The following is a 23742-nucleotide window of genomic DNA, read 5'->3' as shown; positions in this document are numbered from 1 at the left end:
TGCCCGCGACCGCCCGGTATCCTGGTCTGATGCGCAGACTCCTCGTCACTGGTGGCGCCGGCTTCATCGGCTCGAACTTCGTGCACCACGTTCTCGAGCACACCGATGACCACGTCATGGTCCTCGACAAGCTGACCTACGCCGGCAACCGCGCCTCACTGGGCGGGCTGCCCGCGGACCGCTTCACCTTCGTACAGGGCGACATCGCCGACGCGCCGCTCGTGGACGAGCTGTTCTCCCAGGTGGATGCCGTCGTGCACTACGCCGCGGAGTCCCACAACGACAACTCGCTGCACGATCCGCGCCCGTTCCTCGACACGAACATCATCGGCACCTACACGCTGCTCGAAGCGGCTCGCAAGCACGACCGGCGCCTGCACCACATCTCGACGGACGAGGTCTACGGCGACCTCGAACTGGACGACCCCGAGCGCTTCACGGAGCAGACGCCCTACAACCCGTCGTCGCCGTACTCCTCCACGAAGGCCGGCAGCGACCTGCTGGTGCGCGCCTGGGTGCGCTCGTTCGGCGTCCGTGCCACCATCTCGAACTGCTCGAACAACTACGGTCCCTACCAGCACGTCGAGAAGTTCATCCCGCGCCAGATCACCAACGTCATCCGCGGCATCCGTCCCAAGCTCTACGGTGCGGGCGAGAACGTCCGCGACTGGATCCACGCCGACGACCACTCGTCGGCGGTGCTGACGATCCTCGACAAGGGCGTGATCGGCGAGACGTATCTGATCGGAGCCGACGGCGAGAGGAACAACAAGGACGTCGTCGAGCTGATCCTCCACCTGATGGGGATGCCGCGCGACGCGTACGACCACGTGACCGATCGCGCAGGACACGACCTGCGCTACGCGATCGATTCCACGAAGCTGCGTGAGGAGCTCGGCTGGGCGCCCGCGTACGGCGGCTTCGAAGACGGCCTCGCCGCCACCATCGACTGGTACCGCGCGAATGAGGACTGGTGGTCGCCGGCCAAGGACGGCGTCGAAGCCTTCTACGCGTCGAATGGCCAGTGATGGAGGACTTCGGCAAGGCGCTCGCCCGGTTCGAGACGAACATCCCCGGCCTGGTCGTGTACGACCTGCCGGTTCACGGCGACTCGCGCGGATGGTTCAAGGAGAACTGGCAGCGCGAGAAGATGACGGCGCTCGGTCTTCCGGATTTCGGACCGGTGCAGAACAACATCTCGTTCAACGACGCCGTGGGAACCACGCGAGGCATCCACGCCGAGCCGTGGGACAAATGGGTGTCGGTGGCCACCGGCCGCATCTTCGGCGCGTGGGTGGATCTCCGAGAGGGACCCAGCTTCGGCGCGACCTTCACGGTCGAGCTCGACCCCTCGAAGGCGATCTTCGTCCCCCGGGGCGTCGGCAACTCCTATCAGACGCTCGAAGAGAACACCGCGTACACCTATCTCGTCAACGACCATTGGTCGCCGGACGCCGAGTACGCCTTCCTCAACCTCGCAGACGAGACTGCTGCGATCGCGTGGCCCATTCCCCTGAGCGACGTCGAGATCTCGCCGAAGGACCTCGCCCACCCGAGGCTGGCCGATGTCGCTCCCGTGCCGCCCCGGAAGATCCTGGTCCTGGGGGCCGGCGGCCAGCTGGGGCGCGCGCTTCGCGCAGAGCTCGGGGACGCGGGGCACATCGAGTACGCGACGCGGGCGGAGTTCGATCTCACCGCCGGCGATGCCGAGTCGGCTCGCCGCTGGCGCGACTACGGCGTCATCATCAACGCAGGCGCGTACACCGCGGTGGACGCGGCGGAGACGCCCGCCGGCCGAAAGGACGCGTGGGCCGCGAATGCGACCGCCGTGGCCGCTCTGGCTCGCATCGCCACGTCGAACGGACTCACCCTCGTCCACGTGTCGAGCGACTACGTCTTCGACGGGAGCAGCAGCACGGCCTACACGGAGGACGACGCCCTGGCACCGCTGGGCGTCTACGGCCAGACGAAGGCTGCGGGCGATGCGGCGGCAGCGACCACGCCCCGGCATTACATCATCCGCACCAGCTGGGTCATCGGTGACGGCAAGAACTTCGTCGGCACCATGGCGTCGCTGGCGGAGCGCGGAATCGACCCCAAGGTCGTCGACGATCAGCGCGGTCGGCTCACCTTCACCTCGGAGATCGCGCGGGCCATCGCCCACCTCCTTCGCTCCGGTCCCGCGTTCGGCACCTACAACGTCACCGGCGAAGGCGAGCCCACGACGTGGGCTGCCATCGCCGGCCAGGTCTTCGAGCTCACCGGCCACGACCCCTCGCGCGTCACCGGGGTGAGCACCGAGGAGTACTTCGCCGCAGCTGCGGGGCCGGTCGCACCGCGGCCGCGCAACAGCGTGCTCGACCTGACCAAGATCCGGGCGACGGGCTTCGAACCGGCCGACGCCTCGGCCAGTCTGCGGAAGTACCTCACCGTCTGACGTCTCCCGTCGGGAGAACGAGGAACCCCCACCGGCGACGTTCGTCGCCCGTGGGGGTTCTCTGTGCAGGCACTGACGCTCAGGCTCGATCTCCTCGGCGCGCAGGCTCTCCGGCATCGGCGCGTGCGCACCGTCCCCGGCGGCTGCGCCTAGGGCACGGTGACATCGCGGCAACCGAGAGCAGGATTCACCCCTGCGGCGCTGTCGATCGCGTAGACGCAGACGCGATGTGCGCCGGGGGAAGCCGGCATCGTCGCGACGAACCCGTGAGCATCACCCGATGCAGGGTGGGCCGCCGCGACATCCGGACGTGAGAGGTTGGCGTTGAAGGCCCGCCCCGTGCCGTCGACGTAGACGTGCACGGCGATCGGGGCCGTGGTGTCGGGATCGATCGCCCAGCCCGAGACGGTCAGCGCGCCCGATGCGACGGACACCGCCTCGAAGTTCCCGAACGGTGCCCTGTTGGCCGCGGGTGCCGGCGCCGACACGGTGACGGAGCGACAGCCCAAGGTCGGGTTCGCCCCGCCGGCGCTGTCGATCGCGTACACGCAGACCTGGTGCGTCCCCGTCGAGGCCGGCACCTGGACCACGAAGCCGTGCCGATCGCCGTACCCCGGATACGCCGCCGCGACGTCCGGCCGCGACACATCTGCGGTGTAGCCCTTGCCCACACCATTCACGTACACGTGGACCTCGATCGGGGTCGTCACATTGGGATCGATGGCCCACCCGGCGATGGTGAGCGATGTCGCCGAGGCTCCGATCGACTCGAAGTTCCCTATCGGCGCGTGGTTGACGGTGGGAGTGGGCGCCGACACGGTCACCGAACGGCAACCCAGAGTCGGGTTCGCCCCTCCCGCATCGTCGATCGCGTAGACGCACACCTGATGCGTGCCGGATGAGGCAGGGACCTGGACGACGAAGCCATGTCGATCGCCGTACCCGGGATACGCCGCGGCCACGTCCGGACGCGACACGTCGGCCGTGTACGCCTTGCCCACGCCGTTCACGTACACGTGGACCTGGATCGGGGTGGTCACATTGGGGTCGAGCGCCCACCCGGCGATGGTGAGGGAACCCGAGGAAGCCGCGGCGGACTCGAAGCTGCCGATCGGGGCCTGGTTGACCGTCGGTGTCGGGGGCTTCACCGTGCCTTCGCGGCAGCCGAGGGAGGTGTTGCCGCCGATGACACCCGTGTTCACCGCCACCGCGCAGACCTTCGATGTCCCCACCGGCAGGGTCACCTGTGCCGAGAAGCCGTGGTTCGGTCCCGATGCGGGGTAGGCGGCGCCGACATCGGGACGTGCCCGGTTGGCGGTCACCTCGGTCGTCGTCTTCCCGACGGTCACCCGGACGCGGATGGGGGAAGTCGTATCCGGATCGATGGCCCACCCCGTCACCGTGGCCTTGGAGCCGTTCACCGTCAGCGACTCGAGGTGGCCGATGGGGGCGCTGCCGCCGTCGATCGGCCCGTTGACGGTGACGGAGCTGCAGCCCAGGAGCTGGTTCACGCCGACGCCGACGTTGATGCCGTAGACGCAGACGTTGTGAGTCCCCGCGGCCGGCACCGTCACTCGCACGTCGAAGCCGTGCTTGGAACCGACGGCAGGATAGGCGGCGCCGACATCAGGTCGCTCGTTGCCCGCGACGAAGGCCTTGCCGCTCGAGCCGACGTAGACATGGATCTCGATGGGGTTCTTCGTATCGGGGTCGGCGGCCCAGCCCGTGAGGCGCACGGATCCGGAGTCGCCTTGCATCGATTCGACGTTGCCGAACGGGTTCCCGCCACCCGTCGTCGAACCGAACCAGTCGGTGAAGAACTGGAAGAAGTTGCGATTGCCGTAGCTCGAGCAGGCATCGCCCTCGCCGTATCCGGCTCGGATCGCCGCCGGGTTCGGCTGGTACGGCGTGTAGTAGTACAGATTCGCGGTCGCCTGGTTCTGAATGCGAACAGGCGCCGACCCGCAGGCCGCGTTCGGGTGCCAGCGCACGTTCCAGGTCTTGCCCGGCGCGTACCACGTGAAGTACTGGCTGGTCCCGGGCGGGTTGGCGTAGCGCTTCAGCTGCCACGCGGCGCCGTACACCTGATTGAAGAATCCGTAGTACCGGGTGTCGCACGCCGCGGTATCAGGGCACCCCTGCCCCATGGCGATCGTGTACCGCCAGTCCGAGGGCCAGGTGTGGGTGACCAGGCCCTGCTCCTTCTCCAGCATGACCAGGATCACCTGCGGATTGATGCCGCAGGCCTGCGCGACCTTGTAGATGATGGTGGAGGCGCGTTCGCGGGTGCCCCCGGCGTAGGCGCCGCACATCGCATCCGCGCTCGTGGCACGTGACGTGTCGTACCAGTCCTTCAGGCAGACGTACCCGCTCTGACACGTGCGCACCTTGGACTGCAGGAACTGCTGGATCTGCGCCTCGCTCATCGTGCTGCGGTCGAAGAACTTCGCGTCGCTGATGATGAGCCCGGGCTGGAACTGCGAGAGATCGGCCATCTTCGCGATGTTCCCCGGCACCGCGGCCGGCACCGAGGGTGCCGAAGCCGCCGCTGCGGGATCACTCTCGCCGATCGCCGGCGCCAGCAACAGGGCGCCGATCAGGCTCAGCACCGCAGCGACAACACTGATACGACGCCGCGCGAACACACGGCGTTCCCCCCTGGAACCTGCAGCCACGTGAACAGTGTGACGTATGCGACTGGTGGTGACGCTGCGCCTCGCCGAAGAACCGCTCGCGCCGCTACAGCTCCGCGTGCAGGGCCCAGACCTTGTCCGCGGCCTCGCGCCACGAGAAAGAACGACCTCGATCCCCCGAGAGCACGGCGAGCCGTTCGGCCGCAGCCGTCGAGCCGAGGCCCGAAGCGAGCGCGGCTCCGAGTCCCTCCGACAGCTCCGCCGTGTCGGCAGCCGGGATCAGCGGGCCTCCGTCGAACACCACCTCGTCGTGCACCGCAGATGAAGCGGCGATCACCGGCACGCCGAGGGTCAGGGCATCGACGATCCGCCAGGGGAATGCCGCCCGCCGCGACGGCGCCACGAACGCGACGGCCGCTCCGAACACCGCAGCGCGGTCCTCCGCGGACAGCACCCCGCGCACGTGCAGCGCCCGCTCGGGCACGCCCGCCGCCGAGGCAAGGTCAGCGACCGCTGGTTCGTGGCCCTCGTCGACGTCGATGACGACCACGGGCAGATCGACACCGGATGCTGCCACCGCAGCGAGTCCGGCATCCAGATCCTCCGACCCCAGCGGACCGCCGGCGAGCAGCACGAATCCCTCGGGGACATCGAGCGAGCGCCGGCGCCCGACCTCATCCACAGGCACCGCGAAGCCGAGCGGGGAGGACCCTGCGATCACCCGGACCCGGTCCCGCAGGGCCGGCGCGATCTCGACCAGCCGTGCAGCCTGCGAGTGGGTCGGGACGACGACGGCATCCGCGTGCTTCACCGCGCGCTTCAGCATCGCCTTGTGCCACGCGACCACGGCCCGCGGCAGCTCGGAAGGCGCCTCCCACGGCCGCAGATCCCACACGGTCACCACCGTCTGGTCATGGTCGTGCACCCGATCGTGGCGCACCAACGGAGCGAACAGCGACGGCGAATGGATCATGCCCCCGCCGATGCCTGTCCCGACCCCCAGCTGCAGCGCAGCCGCGAGTTCGCGCCGCTGCAACGCCGTCCGCCTGACCCCCGCCAGCCCCGGCACCGCATCGAGCGCGCCGTCGACCCCGCCGGCGGGCGCGATCGCCTCGACCTCGCATCCCGACGGCGCGCCGATCACCAGCGCCCGCGCGAGCTCGAGGGACGCCTCTGCGATCTGGGGTTCCGTAGGCGCGACCACCTGGTCGAGCACGACGCGCAGCGTAGCCACCATCGGTCAGCCCTCGGGGGCGGGGGTGGGAGTCGGCGGGTGCAGCGTGGTCTGCACCAGCTGCGCGATGTACGCCCAGTCCGGGTTGTATTCGTCGATGCCACCGGCAGGCGTCAGCTCGATCGTCTGCACCGGCTCCTCCTTCGCCTTCACGGCGAGATCGACGAGCGTCGGGATCAGCGACTGCGGGAGGTCCGTCTGCACGATGTCGGCGCCGGCGGCCGCGACGTCCTGGAACCGCGTCAGCACGACGTCCGGCGTGAACTGCGCGAGGATCGCCTCCTGCAGCTCGCGCTGACGGCGCATGCGGTCGAAGTCGCTCGTCGTGTAACGGGAGCGGGCGTACCACTGGGCGGTGTCGCCGTCCATGTGCTGCTGGCCGGCCTCGATCCACCCGGTCGCCCACGCGTCGACGTTGTGGGAATCCACGCCCTCGGGCGGGCCGCCCTTCGGCAGCCGCTCGACCACGTTGATGTCGACGCCGCCGAGCGCGTCCACGAGCGACGCGAAGCCGTGCATGTCGACGAAGACGTAGTACGGGATCTTGATCCCGAGGATGCCTTCGGCCGCATCCTTGGTCGCCTCGATCGCCGGGGTGGAACCCTGGGCCTCGGCATCCGGGTACAGCCCCTTCCCGCGGTCCTCACGGCACTGCTCCACGGCGTTCGTCAGCTGGTTGACGCCGCTCCCCCACCCGCAGCTCGGGTCGCCGTGGCCTTGGAAGCCGTCGGGGTACGCGTCCTGCATCGGGCCTGCGGCGAACGGGAAGTTCGGCATGTCGCGAGGGATGCCCGTGATCGTCGTCGCTCCCGTGGCCGCGTTCACCGACACCACCGAGATGCTGTCGAACCTCATCGAGTCGCGGCCCTCGCCGCTGTCGGCGCCGAGCAGCAGGACGTTGTAGTAGCCGTCGTCCGGCGGCACGGTCGGCCCGCTCGCCCCGAAGATCGAGCTGATCGTCGAACGCACCGTGCCGACCGCGTTCGACGCGATCACCGCGGTCCCGCTCGCGACCACGAGCAGCCCGACAGCCACGAGCGCGATCGCGAACCGCGCGATGCCCCCGGTCTTGACCAGCCGCACGAGCCGCAGCGTGTCGATGGTGAGCACGAGCCACAGGACCGCGTACGCGATGAGCAGCGCCTGCGCGATGAGCAGCGGCAGAGGGCGGAGGAGCCCGAGGAAGTCGGGCAGCCACGCGCTCGTCACGATGCTCAGCCCGGCCGTCGGAGCGAGCAGGGCGAACAGCAGCGCGACGACGAGCAGCACCCACATGACGAGGGTCGCGCCGATGCCGAAGCGGCCGAGCCTGCGGTTTCCCGCGAGCACCTGCGCAGAACCAGGGATGAGGAAGTTCAGCCCGACCAGCCACCACCCGCGACGCGTCATCACCGCGCGGGACGAGGCATCCGGGTTCCGCATCGGGCGTTCCTCGACGACGCCCGGCCCTGACGGGCGGGCGCTGGTGCGCGGCGCGCTCATGACGCTCACAGGGACTCCTTGAGCCGCCGGTTCTTCTCTTCGACCTGGGCTTCGAGGTCGCGGGCGTACGCCTCGACCTGGTCGGCGATCACGGGATCGGATGCCCCGAGGATGCGTGCGGCGAGGAGCCCGGCGTTCTTCGCGCCGTTGATCGAGACGGTGGCGACCGGGATGCCGGCCGGCATCTGCACGATGCTGAGGAGCGAATCCATGCCGTCGAGCGTCGCCAGCTGCACCGGAACCCCGACCACCGGAAGCGCGGTGAGGGAGGCGAGCATGCCCGGGAGGTGCGCGGCACCTCCGGCGCCCGCGATGAGAACCCGGAGGCCTCGGCCTCGAGCCTCACGCCCGTACCGGACCAGCTTGTCGACCGTGCGGTGCGCCGACACGACCTCGACCTCGTGCGGGATGCCGAAGTCGGTGAGCGCCTGCGAGGCGTCGCTCATGACCCGCCAGTCGGAGTCGGAGCCCATGACGACGCCGACGAGCGGCGCCTCGGAGGAATGTAGGGGCGCAGTCACCCGTCAAGGGTAGGGGTCGTGGCTGGAAACTCCCCGCAACGGCGCGCTTCCGGGCAGTTCAGTCCAGGAAGAAGGATGCTGCGGCCCGAGCCTGGTACGCCACGTCATCGAGTTCGTCGCCGACGACGTTGACGTGACCGACCTTGCGGCCGGGGCGCGGCGCCTTGCCGTAGGTGTGGACCTTGGCCTGGGGGTGCTCGTCCATCGCGGCGGCGAAGCGGGCGTCGAGGGACTCCTCCACCGGGCCGCCGAGGATGTTGACCATCACGGCCCATCCGGCGACCGGGTCGGTGTCGCCGAGGGGCAGGTCGAGCACGGCGCGCAGGTGCTGCTCGAACTGGCTCGTCACGGCGCCGTCCTGGCTCCAGTGGCCGCTGTTGTGCGGGCGCATCGCGAGCTCGTTCACCAGGAGACGCTCGTCGGTGGTCTCGAAGAGCTCGACGGCCAGCATCCCGGTCACGCCCAGGCCCTCGGCGATGGAGACGCCGATCTCGGCGGCGACCTGCTGCAGACGCTCACTGGAGTGCGGAGCGGGGGCGATCACCTCGGCGCACACACCGTCGCGCTGCACGGTCTCGACCACGGGGTACGCGCGCACCGCACTCGACGGGCGACGCGCGACCTGCTGCGCCAGCTCGCGCGTGAAGTCGACGAGCTCCTCGACGAGCAGGGCGCCGCCGTGTGCGTCCTCGGCGAGGGTCGCGAACCAGTCGTCGGCCTCGGTGCCGGCCGAGACGACCCGCACGCCCTTGCCGTCGTAACCGCCGCGGGGGGTCTTCACGACAGCGCGTCCGCCGTGGTCGTCGATGAAGGCCTGCAGCTCGTCGGCGTCGGTGACGGCCGCCCAGTCGGGCTGCGGCATCCCGAGCTCCTGCAGGCGCGCGCGCATGACCAGCTTGTCCTGCGCGAACTTCAGCGCGTCGGGGCCGGGGTGCACCGCGATGCCCTCGCCGACCAGGGTGGCGAGCACGTCCTGCGGCACGTGCTCGTGGTCGAACGTGACGACGTCCACGCCGCGGGCGAAGGCGAGCACGGTCTCGGCGTCGCGGTAGTCGCCGACGGCGGTTGCGGCGAGGGATGCCGACATCCCCTCGTCTTCGGCGAGCACCCGGATCTCGACCCCGAGCTCGACCGCCGGCGCGATCATCATGCGGGCCAGCTGCCCACCCCCGACGACTCCGACTCGCAGCGCCATGCCATTCCCTCTCGTAAGCCTCCCTCCATCATCCCGCACCCGCAGGACGATGAACGCGCCGCGTCAGGCCTGCGGCAGCGGGGGCTTCGGCGGAACGACCGGCTGGGGCCCCGGCGGAAGCGTCTGGGCGTCGCGGTGCGCGAGGATCTGATTCACCTCGACCTGGTCGACGAGCGCCTCGTGCACGAGCTCGACGCTCGGGATGTTCGCGAGCTTCAGCGGCTCGTCGACCCCGTTCGTCAGCGTGATCGTGCCGGCGCCCCACATGCGCGGCAGCAGGCCGCGGCTCACCTTGAGCGTGTAGCCGCGCACGTGCGCCAGCTCACGCCGCTTGGCCGCGAACACTCCGCGCCGCTCCATCACGCGGCGCGTGGTGATCGTGTAGATGTGGCCCAGCCACGACAGATACGGCAGCACGACGAGCAACAGCACCACGAGCGCCGCGGCGGCCAGCAGCATCCAATTCTCGAAGGGTGCCGGGAGATTGCCGTAGAAGTAGCCGACCGCGCCAGCCACGACGATCAGCACCAGCGCCGACCAGGCGAGGCGCCGGGCATGGGCGCGGAAGCGCGCGACGAGCAGCTCAGGCGTGGGCGCGCCGGGGGCGGGCGTCAGCGGCCTGCCGCCGTAGCTCGTCGGCTGCGTCATGTCCCCATTGTGCGGTGCGGGGCTGACAGTCCGGTGCGCACCCGCCGATGTGCGTCATGACCGGGTGCCCGGCGATCGGTTCAGGCCGGGCGGCTCCGCACGTGCACGACGTCCCCGGCCGACACGACGCTCTCGAACTCGGAGTCCTGCACGACCACCAGGCGGCCGTCGGGATCGATGCGCTGCGCCCGGCCCCAGAGGGTGTCGCCGTCCGGCAGCGACACCGAGACGTCGCTTCCGAGGGTGCTGCACAGGGCCTCGACCTCGGCGAGCACTCCCGAGGCCGCCGCGTCTCCCCCGGCGGCGCCGAGCGCCTTCAGCTGCTCGTCGAGGGCACCCAGGTAGTCGGCGAGCAGGCGGTCCTCGTCGCAGGTCAGGTTGGCGGCGGCGAACGACGTCGCGGTCGACACGGGGAGGTCGACGGACGCCATCCGGGTGTTCACGCCCGACCCGATCACCACGGAATCAGGATGCCCCGGCACGACCTCCGCGAGGATGCCGCAGAGCTTCGACCCGTCGAGGAGCACGTCGTTCGGCCACTTGAGGGTGGCGGAGTGCGCCGAACCGCGCAGCTGCGCGGCGATCGCGCGGGTCATCGCCGCGCCCGCGATCAGCGGGATCCACCCGCGCGCGGTGACGGGAAGGGCCGACACGTCGACGACCACCGAGACCGCGAGCGCCGAGCCCGGCGGCGTCACCCACGTGCGGTCGAGCCGCCCGCGGCCGGCGCGCTGATCGTTGGTCAGCAGCAACGACAGGTGCGGCCACTCGTGCGCCGCGTCGGTGACGTGCCGGATGACGTCGGCGTTGGTGGAGTCCGTGGTCTCGACGACCTGGACGCGCGGGCTCACGGCGGCGGCGAGCGGAAAACCTTCGGACGAGATCGGCATGGTCCTCACGCTACGCCTCTGCCGCACGACTCCGGGGACGAACAGCGGATGCCGCAACCCCTTGTGCGAACCCTCCAACAGATCGGACGAGCCCGCCGATAGGGTGGAATCCGTGACCGAGCAGCCCGACCTCTCGACGACCGCCGGCAAGATCGCCGACCTCCGCGCACGCTTCCAGGAGGCCGTCCTCGACCCCGAGGAGGTTGCGAAGGAGAAGCAGCACGCGAAGGGCAAGGGCACGGCGCGCGAGCGCATCGAGCAGCTCCTCGACACCGGCAGCTTCGTCGAGCTCGACGAGTACGTGCGCCACCGCACCACCGCCTTCGGCATGGACCGCTCGCGCCCCTACGGCGACTCGGTCGTGACCGGCGTCGGCACGATCCACGGCCGCACCGTCGCGGTCTACTCGCAGGACTTCTCGACCTTCGGCGGCTCGCTCGGCGAGGTCGCCGGCGAGAAGATCATCAAGGTGATGGAGTTCGCGCTCCGCAGCGGCATCCCGATCGTGGGCATCCTCGACTCCGGCGGCGCGCGCATCCAGGAGGGCGTCGTCGCGCTCGGCAAGTACGGCGAGATCTTCCGCCTCAACACCCGCGCGTCGGGCGTCATCCCGCAGATCTCGATCATCATGGGCCCGGCCGCGGGCGGCGCGGTGTACTCCCCCGCCCTCACCGACTTCGTCGTCATGGTGGACAAGACCAGCCAGATGTTCGTGACCGGCCCCGACGTCATCAAGACCGTGACCGGCGAGGACGTCGGCATGGAGGAGCTCGGCGGCGCGCACACGCACAACACCCGCTCGGGCGTCGCGCACTACCTCGCCGAAGACGAGGACGACGCGATCGACTACGTCCGCTCGATGCTCAGCTTCCTCCCCGACAACAACATGGCGGAGCTGCCGGTCTACGAGACGGGCTTCGAGTGGGAGACGACGGATGCCGACCGCGCACTGAACGCGATCATCCCCGACTCGCCCAACCAGCCGTACGACATCCACCAGGTGATCCGCGGCATCGTCGACGCCGAGGACTTCCTCGAGGTGCAGCCGCTGTTCGCCCCGAACATCGTCATCGGCTTCGGCCGCATCGAGGGCCGCTCGGTGGGCATCATCGCCAACCAGCCGTCGCAGATGGCCGGGACGCTCAACATCGAGGCCGGCGAGAAGGCCAGCCGCTTCGTGCGGTTCTGCGACGCGTTCTCGCTCCCGATCGTGACGCTCGTCGACGTGCCCGGCTACCTTCCCGGCACCGACCAGGAGTGGACCGGCGTCATCCGCCGCGGCGCGAAGCTCCTCTACGCCTACGCCGAGGCGACCGTGCCGCTGGTGACCGTGATCCTCCGCAAGGCCTACGGCGGCGCGTACATCGTCATGGGCTCGAAGCAGCTCGGCGCCGACGTCAACCTCGCGTGGCCGACGGCCGAGATCGCGGTGATGGGCGGCCAGGGCGCCGTCAACATCCTCTACCGCGGCGAGATCAAGAAGGCCGAGGAGGCCGGCGAAGACGTCGCCGCCGTCCGCACGCGCCTCGCGAACGAGTACACCTACAACGTCGCCTCCCCGTTCCTCGCGGCCGAGCGCGGCGAGCTCGACGGCATCATCGAGCCGGCCGCGACCCGCGTCTCGATCGCCAAGGCCCTCCGCGCCCTCCGCGGCAAGCGCGCGAGCCTGCCCCCCAAGAAGCACGGGAACATCCCGCTGTGAGCAACGCAGGCGACGCCGGGATGGATGCTGCGCCCCAGGGTCCGACGATCGAAGTCCTCCGTGGTGCTCCCACGGAGGAGGAACTCGCCGCGCTCATCGCCGTCGTGAGCGAGGCGTACACGGGCGAGGCGGCCGAGGCCGTCGCCGACGACCGCGAGACCCGCACGGCGTGGGAGCTCTCGCAGCGTGCGCTCCGGCAGCCGCTGAACCGCGATCTGGGCTGGGGCCGGTTCGGCTGACGCTCTGACCGCCGAGGCGTGAGCACTCGCGGTTTTCTGGACCCTGTCCACGGGTCGACGGGTTTGTCCCCCGAAATACCTACAGACACACCTCTTGCAACCCCGAGATACTTGTTCCGCTGGAACGCTTCTGCGTTCGGTCGATCCGGCACCGCTGAGCGGATGCCCCGGATCCGGCCATGCGGACGGTTTTCGGGTAACCGTTCGCGCAGGCGAGGGGCGGGCGGCTTCGCCGCCCCTCGCCTCCTTCAGCTCCCGCTCTCCGCCAGGAATCCCCTCCCCCTTTCCGGCGGGGAGCGAGTCTGCCCTGTGACGGCGCCGATCGGGCGCCTCGGCACCGACGTATCCGGCCGCCCGCCCCTCCTGAGGGTCGATCGAGGCGGGAGGGTCAGACCCTGCCGGGGTGCGGGATCTCGCGCCAGAGGTCGACGGAGTCCTCGTCGCTCGGCGCACCCACCGAGGGCGAGCGACCGACCACGGTGACGGCGACGCGCTCGTCGGGCGAGGTGCGGATGTAGAGGCGTTCGGAGCTCGCCGAGCGCAGCGCCTCGGCCAGCTGGGCGCGGATGATGCCGAGGGTCTCGTCGTCGACGTCGTCGAGTCCGCCCTCGTCGAGGACGGTGACGTTGGCGCCGCGGCGCCGCGCGCGCTCCAGCTCGGCGCGCACCTCGTCGTCGAGCAGGCGCGGTCCGCGCATCTCGTCGCGCAGCCGGCCCTCGGCGATGCGGGCCTCGAGCCGGTCGGCGTCGGTGAGCACGCCGGCGTGCGCGACGGTGCGCGTGAGCACAGGACCCGCGATCGCGAGCGCCCGCTGCACCTGCACGCGCCGCTCGCGCTGGCGCACGACCTGCGACGTCTGCCAGCCGGTGGCGGCCCGCTGCAGGCGTGTGAGCCGCGAGGTGTCGCGCGCCGCACGGTCCATCGAGAACACCAGCAGCTGCGCGCACGTGACCCACACGATGGAGCCGACGAGTCCGAGCGCGAGCGCGTTGACCGGGCCCATCCAGAGGAACGACGCGATCGTGAGCAACGCGATCCCCGCCCAGGCCGTCCAGGGGCGACGACGCACCATGACGATGGTCATGAGCGCACCGATGCCCCCGAGGTACCAGGTTGCGAAGGACACCATGCGGGATGTCTCGCCGACGGCGATGGGGATCGCGTTCGGCACGATGACCGCGCAGGCCAGCGCGAGCACCTGGGCGGTCACGGGCAGCGGGAGCGGGCCACGGATGCCTTCGCCCGCGGTGTGCGGCGCGGCCAGCGCCTCGAGGCTCTCGCCCGGCGCACCGTCCGCGGAGTGCGCCGCACGGGCGCGCGATGCGGGGCGTTGAGAGGCCGGCTGCCAGAAGATGCAGAGCCACGTGACCGCGAGGTACATGCCGACCGCGACGACGATGACGAGCGGCTGCGGGATCGACTGGCCCGCCCACAGCAGACCTCGCGCGGCGAAGTAGGCGGTGAACGCGACGCCCAGCACGGTGAGGACGTTCTTGACGCTGATCATGACGACGGCTCCTGCCAAGTCAGCCGCACGACGGTGCCATGCGGCCCCGACTCGAGATCGGAGCGACCCCCGACCGCGGCGACGCGCGCGATGATCGACGCCCGGATTCCGAGGCGGTCATCGGGGACCGCGTCCAGGTCGAACCCCTCGCCGGCATCGTGCACCTCGACGCGGACGGTGCCGTAGGCGGCGCGCAGCGCAACGCCCAGCCCGGCCCCGCCGGCGTGCTGGACCGCGTTCGCGACGGCCTGCGTCGCGGCGAGCGTGAGGGCGCGCGCCACGCGCCCGGGGATGGGTGGGGCGTCGGCGTCGATCTCGCGCTGCACGTCGACGTCCACCCCCAGCTCGCGGGCGGCCTGGGCGATCTCCTCGGCGAGCACAGCCGGCGCCCACGGTTCGTCGGGGCCCTCGTGCTCGTCCTGCTCGGTGTTGGCGAGGCGGGTTAGGGCCTCCCGTGCCATCGTCGCGGCCAGGGTGCGCTCGCGTGCGGTGGTCGCCCGCTCGGCGGCGATCAGCGCCGCGAGCACGCTGTCGTGCATCAAAGCCGCCACCGCGACGCGCTCCTGCTCGGCGGCGTCGGCCGCGGCGGCCTGCGCGTACGAGGAGACCGCCTGCGCGCGGGTCTTGTCGACGTTCACCGCCACCGACCGGAAGAGCCACCCCAGCGTGAGGATGATCCCGCCCAGGATGAGCGCGAACGTCACGTCCAGGATCACGACCGGCCAGTACGTGGGCTCGAAGCCCACCTGGATCATGCGGACGACACCGAACAGCAGCGGCAGCGCGATCGTGAACGCGATCTGCATCGGGAAGGGGAAGGCGAGCACCGCGGCCAGGGTCGCGAGGTTCAGCAGGTACCAGATCCACGGTTCGTCGGTGGTCGGCGCGATCACACCGGCCGTCGCGATCGGCCACACCATCAGCACGAGGACGTAGACGATCGCGAACGCGCCGGCCGCCGGGCGCACACCGCGCCCGATCACGCAGGCCAGCACCATCACGCCGAGGGCGCCGAAGACGACGATCATCAGCGGGACGTGCCATCCCGGGCGCTCCGGAGCCGGGCCGAGGGCGCTCAGAAAGGACTGGAGACCGAGGATCAGCGAGCCGAACCCGCCGGCGACGAGCGAGATGATGCGCTCGACGCGGGAGCGGGTGAACGACCCGATCCCTGCGGTCGTCTGCGGCGAGTGCGGGATCTGCCCCCACGCCGTGTCGAGCACGCCGGTCTGGGCGTCAGCGGCCACGCGTGGCGTCTCCCGGGTCGGCAGAGGGCTCGACGAGGATCCCGTCCTCGACGGCGCGGTGCAGCAGATCGATCTTGGTCGGCGCGGGACGCCCCACCTCGACGTACTTGACGCGGATGCGCGTGATGTTCTCCTTCGCGGTCGAGTACGCGACCCCGAGTCGGTCGGCGACGACCTTGAGCGGCAGGCCGGCCGCGTAGAGGCGCAGCACATCCCGCTCGCGCGCGGACAGCTGGGCGTCGGCGAAGGCGCGATCGCCCTCGACGGCGCTGGCCCATTCGACGTTGTTGAGCGGCTCGCCGCGTGCGACGGTCCGCACCGCGGCGATGACGTCGCCGATGGGCGACGACTTGCTGACGACCCCCGCAGCTCCCGCGGCGAGCGCCTCGCGCACCGCCGCGGGCCGGTCGGCGACGCTGTGGATGATGACGCTCGACCCGTCGAGCACGAGGCGTCGCACGTTCTCGGTGACGGTGGTGCCGTCACCGAGCGTCAGATCGAGCACGACCACGTCTGCGGGCGCCTGACGCGAGAACGCGCGCCAGTCGACGTACTCGGTGACCGTGCTGCCCGAGAAGGCGACATTCATGGTCTCGGCGCGGGCGCACGCCGCTTCGAGGCCGAGCCGGACCGACTCATGGTCGTCGATGAAGGCCACCCGCGTCATGCCGCCAGCCTAGCGACGAGAGTCACGCGCGAGTGAGCACCGCCACGGCTTCGACGTGATGCGAATTCGGGAAAAGGTCCAGGCCATCGACACTTGCGACCTCGTACCCGCCCGCGCGGAAGGTCGCGATGTCGCGCGCGAGCGCGACCGGGTCGCAGGCGACGTAGACGACCGTCGACGGCGCCAGCGCCGTGAGGTGGTCGACGACGTCACGACCTGCTCCGGACCGGGGCGGGTCGAGCAGCACGACGCCGCGCGACAGCCGCTCACGTTCGGGAGCGGATGCCTCGGCCGCGAGCCGCGCCAGCCACCGGTCGACGCGCCCGGTCTCGGCGCGGGCGCCGACCCAGTCGGCGAGGTTCTCCCCCGCGTGCTCGGTCGCCCGGGCATCGGACTCGACGCTCGTCACCCGCGTGGACGGCCCGCCGAGGTCGCCGAGGGTCGCGGCGAAGAGGCCGACACCGCCGTAGAGGTCGAGGTGCCACGCCTCCGGGTCGACGGCGCCTGCCAGTCGGCTCGCGACGGCCGTCGTGAGGGTATGGGCGGCAAGGCGGTGGACCTGCCAGAACCCGCCGGCGTCGACGCGGAAGTCGCGGTCGCCGACGCGCTCGAGGACGACCTCGGGCGCGGGCGTCTTTCGAGGCCTTGCGGACGAGGGTCGCGCACCGCGGCCGCGGCGGGGCGCAGCATCCGCTCTCCGCTCCGGTCGCGGCAGGATGCGCACGCGACCGTCCGCGGGCTGCACGAGATCGATGCGCCCGGGGTCACCGCCGCGGAGCGCGAGCGCGGCGGACTCGACCGCCGAGGTCGCGAGGGGCAGGTCCTCGAGCGGGACCACACGGTGGCTGCGGGCGGCGTACTGACCGACATTGCCGTCGGCGTCGACGTGCAGGCTGACGCGGGTGCGCCACGCGGTGCCGTCGACGGACTCGCCGTCGGTCTCGTCGCCGGCGTCCGTGAGGAGCGGGGCGACGCCGTGCATGCCGACCGGGATGTCGGTGCCCCCGAACCGCTGCAGCGCGTCGCGCAGCACCTCGATCTTGAGCGCGCGCTGGTGCTCGAGCGCGATGTGGCCGAAGTCGGCGCCGCCGGGGCGCTGCTCGGGAGGGACGTCGACGTCGGCCTGCCGCCACACGTGGAGCTGCCGGTGCGGCGACGCGTCGAGCACCTCGAGGGTCTCGCCGCGCCAGAACGACTTCTTGGCGGTGTCGGTGAGCCGCACACGCACGCGCTCGCCCGGGATCGCGTCGGGCACGAACACGACGCGTCCTTCGTGCCGGGCGACGAAGACGCCGCCGTGGGCGACGCCCGTGATGTCGAGGTCGAGGATGTCGCCGGTTTCACTCACCCGACGAGCCTACGTGCCCGCCGCTGACCGTGTGCAGGACCGCAGGCGTTCGGGCCCGGGTCGTGGCGCGAAAAGCCGCGGGCTCGAGCCCCGTGCGCGGAGGCAGGTCCTGCAAACGGTAGGAGGCGGGCGGCGGCGGGCGGGCGGGGGCGCCGGGCGGGCGGGGGCCGCCGGACAGTCCCCGTCGGTACGGTGGGGGCATGCGCGTCTGCCTCGCCTCGACCTCGCCCGCCCGGCTCATGCTGCTCGGGCAGTTCGGCATCCGTCCGCTGACCGTCGCCCCCGACGTCGATGAGGAGGCCGTCATCGCGGCGGTCGAGGCGGCCGAGGAGCGCACCCTCGCGCCCGACGAGCACGTGCTGCTGCTCGCGCGGCGCAAGGCGGCCGACGTCGCGGCGCGGCTGCGCGACGACATCCCGGACTTCGACGGCATCGTGATCGGCGGCGACTCGATGTTCGAGCTCGACGGCGAGGTGCTCGGCAAGCCCTACACGCCCGAGAACGCCGCCGCGCGCTGGCGCGCGATGCGCGGGCGCACCGGTGTGCTGCACTCCGGCCACGCCGTGGTGCGCATCGAGCCCGGCGAGCCCCCGCGGGAAGTGCATGCGACGGCCGCAGCATCCGTCTCCTTCGTCGCCGATGTGACCGATGCCGAGATCGACGCGTACGTCGCGACCGGCGAGCCGCTGCACGTGGCCGGCGCGTTCACGGTCGACAGCCTCGGCGGCGCGTTCATCGAGCGGGTCGAGGGCGACCCCTCGACCGTCGTCGGCATGTCGGTGTCGACGCTGCGGCGCCTCGCGCGCGAGGTCGGCGTGGAGTGGACGGCGCTGTGGAACACCACGGATCCGTCGCTCGAGCGCGTCGAAATCGGCGACGCGTCGTTGTAGTAGGAAGCCCACGTTTCTCGTCGGTTCTTGTACGAACCGCTCAAAAGCCCTCGGGATGCCGTCGGTAGGCTGGCATCCATGCCTCAGATCGCCAAGGTTCTCGTTGCCAACCGCGGCGAGATCGCCGTCCGCGTCATCCGCGCCGCCCGTGACGCCGGGAAGGCCTCGGTCGCCGTCTACGCCGACCAGGACCGCGACGCCATGCACTCCCGTCTCGCCGACGAGGCGTACGCCCTCGAAGGCGCGACCAGCGCCGAGACGTACCTGTCGATCGACAAGATCCTCTCGGTCGCACGCCGCTCCGGTGCCGACGCCGTGCACCCCGGCTACGGCTTCCTCGCCGAGAACGCCGACTTCGCCCGTGCCGTCATCGGCGCAGGTCTCGTCTGGATCGGCCCGTCGCCCGAGGCGATCGAGGCCCTCGGCGACAAGGTGACCGCCCGCGCGGTCGCCGAGAAGGTCGGTGCGCCGCTCGCCCCCGGCACCCCCGGCCCCGTGTCGGGCGCCGACGAGGTCGTGGCGTTCGCCGAGACCGTCGGTCTTCCGATCGCGATCAAGGCCGCGTACGGCGGCGGCGGCCGCGGCCTCAAGGTCGCGCGCACCCTCGAAGAGGTGCCCGAGCTGTTCGAGTCGGCGACCCGCGAGGCGATCACCGCCTTCGGCCGCGGCGAGTGCTTCGTCGAGAAGTACCTCGATAAGCCGCGCCACGTCGAGACCCAGTGCCTCGCCGACGCCGCCGGCAACGTCGTCGTCGTGTCGACGCGCGACTGCTCGCTGCAGCGCCGCCACCAGAAGCTCGTCGAAGAGGCGCCGGCGCCCTTCCTGAGCGACGCGCAGAACAAGATCCTCTACGACGCGTCGAAGGCCATCCTCAAGGAGGTCGGCTACGTAGGCGCGGGCACGTGCGAGTTCCTCATCGGCGCCGACGGCACGATCTCGTTCCTCGAGGTGAACACCCGTCTGCAGGTCGAGCACCCGGTCTCGGAAGAGGTCACCGGCATCGACCTGGTGCGTGAGCAGTTCCGCCTCGCCGAGGGCGAAGAGCTCGGCTACGGCGACCCGGTCGCCGACGGCCACTCCATCGAGTTCCGCATCAACGGCGAGGACCCGGGCCGCGGCTTCCTCCCGCAGCCAGGACCCATCCACGTATTCAAGACGTTCGGCGGCCCCGGCATCCGCCTCGACTCCGGCGTCACCGCCGGCGACAGCGTGTCGGGCGCGTTCGACTCGCTGCTCGCGAAGATCATCGTCACCGGCCGCGACCGCGCCGAGGCGCTCGAGCGCTCGCGCCGCGCCCTCGACGAGTTCGAGGTCTCGGGCCTTCCGACGGTGCTGCCGTTCCACCGCGCCGTGGTGCGCGACCCCGCATTCACCGCCGAGGACGGACGGTTCGGCGTCTACACCCGGTGGATCGAGACCGAGTTCGTCAACGACATCGCCCCGTGGGACGGCGAGCTCAGCGAGCCGACCGCCGCCGAAGCGCGCCACACGGTGGTCGTCGAGGTCGCCGGCAAGCGCCTCGAGGTGAGCCTGCCCGACCGCGTCGTCGCCCCCGTCGGCGTCGCCGGACGCCCGGCGGCCGTCCCGCCGTCGCGCCGCTCGCACTCCCCCTCGGTCGTCGCGGGCGCCTCGGGCGACGCGGTGAAGTCGCCGATGCAGGCCACCGTCGTGAAGGTCGCCGTCGAAGAGGGCCAGCAGGTCGTCAAGGGCGACCTCGTCATCGTCCTCGAGGCGATGAAGATGGAGCAGCCCATCCAGGCCCACAAGGACGGCGTCATCGGCGCCATCAACGCCGACCCCGGCACGACGGTCTCGGCCGGCCACCAGCTCCTCACGATCTCCTGATCCACAGGCCCGGTTTTCGCGGCGTCTGCTTGCCGAAACACGGGTCGGTCGCACGACACGCCGGGACGAAGCATCCGTCACCGGCGTGTCGCCGTCACCGACCCGTGTTTCGGCACGGGAAGACCCGGGAGACGGATGCCTCGGGCCCCGGCTCGGCGAGGGTGACAGGATGGCCGAATGGACGTCTCACCCGACTCGGGTGCGCCAGAGGTGTCGGCGCTCGCGATCAGCGTCGTGATCCCGCCCGAGCTGCGCTGGACGGACGTGCGCCGCGGCGAGGAGTTCGAGCTCCAGTCGCTCACGGTGCGGCTGCTGCCCGACCACTCCGTGGCGGTCAAGGCCTACGGCCGCCCGGTCGCCGGCGGGCGCGGCGCGTACGTCTCGTTCGCGATGCCCGATCGTCCGGAGTTGCGCGCCCTGGTGGACGCGGCCGCGAACCGCGCCGCCGACCTCTGGCGCGGCAACACCGGCCTCGGCTGACGCGGAGCCTCTGTGCGGCCGCGGGCCGCAGCATCCGTCATCCGCCACCCTTGTTCAACAGGTCAACCAGGCTTCCACATGAGCCGAACCGCAGTACCGGTCCTGTGGAACCGCGGTTGACCTGTCCAAGCAGGAAGAGATGGGTGCTGCGGGCCGCGGGCGCAGCATCCGTCATCACCTCACCCCCGTTCAACAGGTCAACCAGGCTTCCACATGAGCCGAACCGCATCCGCGGTCCTGTGGAACCGCGGTTGACCTGTCGAAGCAGGGACGGCGGGACGGATGGATGCTGCGGCCTCAGCGGCGCCCCGCGGCCGGCGCGGTGCGCGCACCATGCCGGCGGCGCGGTGACAGGCCCGGGGAGCGCGGAGGTCAGCCGCCGTAGACGTTGTGGTCGACGACGTGCATCGCGCGCGAAGCGTCGGTGATGCTGCCCGAGAGCGACGGATAGACCGCGAAGACGCGCGAGAACTGGTCCACCGTGAGGCGACGCTCGACCGCGATCGCGATCGGGTAGATGAGCTCGGAGGCGCGGGGGCCGACGATGACGCCGCCGATGACGGTGCCGCTCCCCTCACGGGCGATGATCTTGACGAAGCCGTCCTTGATGCCCATCATCTTGGCGCGCGGGTTGGCCGCGAGCGGCAGCTTGTGCACGACGCCGTTGATCAGGCCGGCGTCGATGTCGTTCTCCTGCCAGCCGACGGTCGCGATCTCGGGGGCGGTGAAGATGTTCGAGGTGATGCGGCGGCGCTCGAGCGGGATCACGACGTCGCCGAGCGCGTGGAAGACGGCGGTGCGGCCCTGCATCGAGGCGACCGACGCGAGCGGCACGAACGTGGTGCAGTCGCCCGCGGCGTAGATGTTCGGCACCGACGTGCGCGCGACCCGGTTGACCTGGATGTGGCCGGACTCCGTCATCTGGACGCCGGCCTCTTCCAGGCCGATCCCGGCGGTGTTCGGGATCGAGCCGACGGCCATCAGGCAGTGGCTGCCCTCGACGGTGCGGCCGTCCGACAGGGTGACCACGACACCGTCGCCGGTGTTCTCGACCCTGTCGGCCCGCGACTTCGACAGCAGCTTCATGCCGCCGCGCTTGAACACGCGCTCGAGGACGGCCGCGGCATCCTTGTCCTCCCCCGGAAGCACCTGGTCACGGCTCGAGACGAGCGTGACCTTCGCGCCGAGGTTCATGTACGCGCCGGCGAACTCGGCACCGGTGACGCCCGACCCGACGACGATGAGGTGTTCGGGCAGCGCCGTCATGTTGTACAGCTGCGTCCACGTGAGGATGCGCTCGCCGTCGGGCTTGGCACTCGCGAGCTCGCGCGGCGAGGCGCCGACCGAGACGACGAGCGTGTCGGCCTCGATGCGGTCGAAGTCGGTGCCGCCGGGGCCCGTCGACACCACGACGGCGTTGTCGCCTTCGAGGCGACCGTGGCCCGAGATGATGCGCACTCCCGCCTCGGCGAGCGCGGCGCGCATGTCGTCGGACTGCTGGCGCGCGAGCGTCAGGAGGCGCTTGTTGACGGCGGTGAGGTTGATGGCGATCTCGGGCTTGAGCGGCTTGCCGTCCTTGCCCTTCGCGAACAGCTGCACGCCGAGGTCGCCGGCGCCCGCGATCGCGACGGCCGCGTCGGCGGTCGCGATGAGCGACTTCGACGGCACCACGTCGGTGATCACCGCCGAGCCGCCGATGCCGGCCCGCTCGACGACCGTCACCTCGGCTCCGAGCTGGGCGGCGGCCAGCGCCGCTTCGTAGCCTCCGGGTCCGCCGCCGAGGACGGCGACGCTCTGGGTGGTCTCGAAGCTGATCGACATGAATTCCATTCTCCCCTGCCGGAGCACCCCGCGACGACATCGCGACACTCCCGGGCGGCCGCCGGGCACGGCTTCACTGGCCCTCGTCGCCGTCCGTTCCTAAAGTGGTCCCATGTCAGACACCACCGGCAATCCTCTCGACGACCCCACGGCCGACCCGTTCGCGGTGGCCGCCGCCGCCGCGGAGGACATCGCCCGCATCACCGGCGTCGAGCGTCACGACATCGCGCTCACGCTCGGCAGCGGCTGGGGCAAGGCCGCCGAACTCCTCGGCGAGACGACCTCGACGTTCCCCGCCACCGAGGTGACCGGCTTCAGCTCCCCGGCCCTCGCCGGCCACGCAGGCACCCTCCGCAGCGTCGTCACCCCCAAGGGCCGCCGCGTGCTGGTGATCGGCGCCCGCACCCACTACTACGAGGGCCACGGCGTGCGCCGCGTCGTGCACAGCGTGCGCACCGCCGCCGCGACGGGCGCGCGCACGATGGTGCTGACCAACGGCGCCGGCGGCATCAAGCACACCTGGCACCCCGGCCGCCCGGTGCTCATCAGCGACCACATCAACCTGACAGGCGACACCCCGCTCGAGGGCGCGACCTTCATCGACCTCACCGACCTGTACTCGCTGCGGCTGCGCGACCTCGCCCGCACCATCGACGCGAGCCTCGACGAGGGCGTCTACACGCAGTTCCGCGGACCCCAGTACGAGACGCCCGCCGAAGTGCAGATGGTCAAGTCGTTCGGCGGGCACATCGTCGGCATGTCGACCGCGCTCGAGGCGATCGCCGCGCGCCAGGCCGGCATGGAGATCCTCGGCTTCTCGCTCATCACCAACATGGCCGCGGGCATCCAGAAGCACCCGCTCAGCCACGAGGAGGTGATCGAGGCCGGCCGCAACGCCGAGCCGGTCATCTCGTCGCTGCTGGCCCGAGTGATCGGGGCGCTGTGAACGGCCAGGA

General features: G+C 71.0%; 20 protein-coding genes. 8 read left to right on the top strand and 12 right to left on the bottom strand.

What is annotated here, in order from left to right; translation table 11 throughout:
* Positions 1-29 precede the first annotated feature (29 nt).
* Positions 30-1028, top strand: a complete 999-nt coding sequence (gene rfbB, locus ACFC1I_RS13060) for a dTDP-glucose 4,6-dehydratase (RefSeq protein ID WP_376009943.1) — start codon at positions 30-32, stop codon at positions 1026-1028.
* Positions 1028-2437, top strand: a complete 1410-nt coding sequence (locus ACFC1I_RS13055; RefSeq protein WP_376009941.1) for a sugar nucleotide-binding protein — start codon at positions 1028-1030, stop codon at positions 2435-2437. Before rfbB ends, ACFC1I_RS13055 begins: the two co-directional genes overlap by 1 nt.
* Before the next feature lie 149 nt (positions 2438-2586).
* On the opposite strand, the gene ACFC1I_RS13050 is transcribed toward ACFC1I_RS13055, so the two are convergent.
* From ACFC1I_RS13050 to ACFC1I_RS13020, 7 genes are all read right to left on the bottom strand, one after another.
* The gene (locus tag ACFC1I_RS13050) at positions 2587-5046 is read right to left on the bottom strand and encodes a hypothetical protein (RefSeq protein WP_376009939.1); all 2460 of its coding nucleotides are present in this window, start codon (positions 5044-5046) and stop codon (positions 2587-2589) included.
* 130 nt (positions 5047-5176) lie between these two features.
* A complete protein-coding gene (locus ACFC1I_RS13045; RefSeq protein WP_376009937.1) occupies positions 5177-6307 on the bottom strand; it encodes a glycosyltransferase in 1131 nt (376 codons plus the stop codon).
* A gap of 3 nt (positions 6308-6310) precedes the next feature.
* The gene (locus ACFC1I_RS13040; RefSeq protein WP_376009935.1) at positions 6311-7795 is read right to left on the bottom strand and encodes an LCP family protein; all 1485 of its coding nucleotides are present in this window, start codon (positions 7793-7795) and stop codon (positions 6311-6313) included.
* Complete coding sequence (gene purE / locus ACFC1I_RS13035) at positions 7792-8259, bottom strand: 5-(carboxyamino)imidazole ribonucleotide mutase (protein ID WP_376010866.1); 468 nt, start codon at positions 8257-8259, stop codon at positions 7792-7794. The genes ACFC1I_RS13040 and purE overlap by 4 nt, the downstream gene beginning before the upstream one ends.
* 106 nt (positions 8260-8365) lie before the next feature.
* Positions 8366-9502 carry a 5-(carboxyamino)imidazole ribonucleotide synthase gene (locus tag ACFC1I_RS13030; protein ID WP_376009932.1) on the bottom strand — a complete coding sequence of 379 codons (1137 nt, stop codon included), beginning with the start codon at positions 9500-9502 and terminating at the stop codon, positions 8366-8368.
* 63 nt (positions 9503-9565) lie between these two features.
* Positions 9566-10150, bottom strand: coding sequence for a PH domain-containing protein (locus ACFC1I_RS13025; protein ID WP_376009929.1), 585 nt, complete (start codon positions 10148-10150; stop codon positions 9566-9568).
* A gap of 80 nt (positions 10151-10230) precedes the next feature.
* Entirely contained in the window at positions 10231-11040 is an 810-nt protein-coding gene (locus ACFC1I_RS13020; RefSeq protein ID WP_376009926.1) for a biotin--[acetyl-CoA-carboxylase] ligase, read from the bottom strand.
* Between the two features lie 112 nt (positions 11041-11152).
* On the opposite strand from ACFC1I_RS13020, the gene ACFC1I_RS13015 reads away from it, so the two are divergent.
* Both ACFC1I_RS13015 and ACFC1I_RS13010 read left to right on the top strand, forming a co-directional pair.
* Positions 11153-12742, top strand: a complete 1590-nt coding sequence (locus ACFC1I_RS13015; RefSeq protein WP_376009923.1) for an acyl-CoA carboxylase subunit beta — start codon at positions 11153-11155, stop codon at positions 12740-12742.
* The gene (locus ACFC1I_RS13010; protein ID WP_376009920.1) at positions 12739-12981 is read left to right on the top strand and encodes an acyl-CoA carboxylase subunit epsilon; all 243 of its coding nucleotides are present in this window, start codon (positions 12739-12741) and stop codon (positions 12979-12981) included. Before ACFC1I_RS13015 ends, ACFC1I_RS13010 begins: the two co-directional genes overlap by 4 nt.
* Positions 12982-13369: 388 nt before the next feature.
* Here ACFC1I_RS13010 and ACFC1I_RS13005 read toward each other — a convergent pair whose 3' ends face one another.
* The 4 genes from ACFC1I_RS13005 to ACFC1I_RS12990 are packed head-to-tail and all read right to left on the bottom strand — an operon-like array spanning position 13370 to position 17750.
* On the bottom strand, positions 13370-14488 hold the full coding sequence (locus ACFC1I_RS13005) for a hypothetical protein (RefSeq protein ID WP_376009918.1): 1119 nt from the start codon (positions 14486-14488) through the stop codon (positions 13370-13372).
* Complete coding sequence (locus ACFC1I_RS13000; protein WP_376009915.1) at positions 14485-15735, bottom strand: sensor histidine kinase; 1251 nt, start codon at positions 15733-15735, stop codon at positions 14485-14487. Before ACFC1I_RS13000 ends, ACFC1I_RS13005 begins: the two co-directional genes overlap by 4 nt.
* Complete coding sequence (locus ACFC1I_RS12995) at positions 15725-16402, bottom strand: response regulator transcription factor (RefSeq protein WP_376009913.1); 678 nt, start codon at positions 16400-16402, stop codon at positions 15725-15727. The genes ACFC1I_RS13000 and ACFC1I_RS12995 overlap by 11 nt, the downstream gene beginning before the upstream one ends.
* 22 nt (positions 16403-16424) lie before the next feature.
* On the bottom strand, positions 16425-17750 hold the full coding sequence (locus ACFC1I_RS12990; protein ID WP_376009910.1) for a class I SAM-dependent RNA methyltransferase: 1326 nt from the start codon (positions 17748-17750) through the stop codon (positions 16425-16427).
* A gap of 200 nt (positions 17751-17950) precedes the next feature.
* Here ACFC1I_RS12990 and ACFC1I_RS12985 point away from each other — a divergent pair, with 200 nt between their 5' ends.
* The 3 genes from ACFC1I_RS12985 (at position 17951) to ACFC1I_RS12975 (ending at position 20965) form a co-directional block, all read left to right on the top strand.
* Positions 17951-18640: a Maf family protein gene (locus ACFC1I_RS12985; protein ID WP_376009907.1), complete on the top strand. Its 690-nt coding sequence runs from the start codon at positions 17951-17953 to the stop codon at positions 18638-18640.
* 78 nt (positions 18641-18718) lie between these two features.
* Positions 18719-20485, top strand: coding sequence for an acetyl/propionyl/methylcrotonyl-CoA carboxylase subunit alpha (locus tag ACFC1I_RS12980; RefSeq protein ID WP_376009904.1), 1767 nt, complete (start codon positions 18719-18721; stop codon positions 20483-20485).
* A gap of 177 nt (positions 20486-20662) precedes the next feature.
* Entirely contained in the window at positions 20663-20965 is a 303-nt protein-coding gene (locus ACFC1I_RS12975) for a hypothetical protein (protein WP_376009901.1), read from the top strand.
* Between the two features lie 372 nt (positions 20966-21337).
* Here ACFC1I_RS12975 and ACFC1I_RS12970 read toward each other — a convergent pair whose 3' ends face one another.
* Positions 21338-22795 carry an NAD(P)H-quinone dehydrogenase gene (locus ACFC1I_RS12970; RefSeq protein ID WP_376009899.1) on the bottom strand — a complete coding sequence of 486 codons (1458 nt, stop codon included), beginning with the start codon at positions 22793-22795 and terminating at the stop codon, positions 21338-21340.
* Between the two features lie 103 nt (positions 22796-22898).
* Here ACFC1I_RS12970 and ACFC1I_RS12965 point away from each other — a divergent pair, with 103 nt between their 5' ends.
* Complete coding sequence (locus ACFC1I_RS12965) at positions 22899-23732, top strand: purine-nucleoside phosphorylase (protein ID WP_376009897.1); 834 nt, start codon at positions 22899-22901, stop codon at positions 23730-23732.
* The last annotated feature ends 10 nt before the right edge of the window (positions 23733-23742 follow it).

The organism is Microbacterium sp. NPDC056044 (genome assembly GCF_042267145.1).
GTDB lineage: Bacteria > Actinomycetota > Actinomycetes > Actinomycetales > Microbacteriaceae > Microbacterium.
Note: the sequence above shows the minus strand (reverse complement) of the source record. Positions and strands in the feature narration are given on the sequence as shown.

Excerpts from the sequence above, each read along its gene's own strand:
- ACFC1I_RS13005 (WP_376009918.1), bottom strand. The coding sequence starts at position 14,488 with ATGATCAGCGTCAAGAACGTCCTCACCGTGCTGGGCGTCGCGTTCACC.
- ACFC1I_RS13030 (WP_376009932.1), bottom strand. The coding sequence starts at position 9,502 with ATGGCGCTGCGAGTCGGAGTCGTCGGGGGTGGGCAGCTGGCCCGCATG.
- purE (WP_376010866.1), bottom strand. The coding sequence starts at position 8,259 with ATGGGCTCCGACTCCGACTGGCGGGTCATGAGCGACGCCTCGCAGGCG.
- ACFC1I_RS13045 (WP_376009937.1), bottom strand. The coding sequence starts at position 6,307 with ATGGTGGCTACGCTGCGCGTCGTGCTCGACCAGGTGGTCGCGCCTACG.
- ACFC1I_RS12995 (WP_376009913.1), bottom strand. The coding sequence starts at position 16,402 with ATGACGCGGGTGGCCTTCATCGACGACCATGAGTCGGTCCGGCTCGGC.
- ACFC1I_RS12965 (WP_376009897.1), top strand. The coding sequence starts at position 22,899 with ATGTCAGACACCACCGGCAATCCTCTCGACGACCCCACGGCCGACCCG.
- ACFC1I_RS13020 (WP_376009926.1), bottom strand. The coding sequence starts at position 11,040 with ATGCCGATCTCGTCCGAAGGTTTTCCGCTCGCCGCCGCCGTGAGCCCG.
- ACFC1I_RS12980 (WP_376009904.1), top strand. The coding sequence starts at position 18,719 with ATGCCTCAGATCGCCAAGGTTCTCGTTGCCAACCGCGGCGAGATCGCC.
- ACFC1I_RS12975 (WP_376009901.1), top strand. The coding sequence starts at position 20,663 with ATGGACGTCTCACCCGACTCGGGTGCGCCAGAGGTGTCGGCGCTCGCG.
- ACFC1I_RS13055 (WP_376009941.1), top strand. The coding sequence starts at position 1,028 with ATGGAGGACTTCGGCAAGGCGCTCGCCCGGTTCGAGACGAACATCCCC.
- ACFC1I_RS13025 (WP_376009929.1), bottom strand. The coding sequence starts at position 10,150 with ATGACGCAGCCGACGAGCTACGGCGGCAGGCCGCTGACGCCCGCCCCC.
- ACFC1I_RS12985 (WP_376009907.1), top strand. The coding sequence starts at position 17,951 with ATGCGCGTCTGCCTCGCCTCGACCTCGCCCGCCCGGCTCATGCTGCTC.
- ACFC1I_RS12970 (WP_376009899.1), bottom strand. The coding sequence starts at position 22,795 with ATGGAATTCATGTCGATCAGCTTCGAGACCACCCAGAGCGTCGCCGTC.
- rfbB (WP_376009943.1), top strand. The coding sequence starts at position 30 with ATGCGCAGACTCCTCGTCACTGGTGGCGCCGGCTTCATCGGCTCGAAC.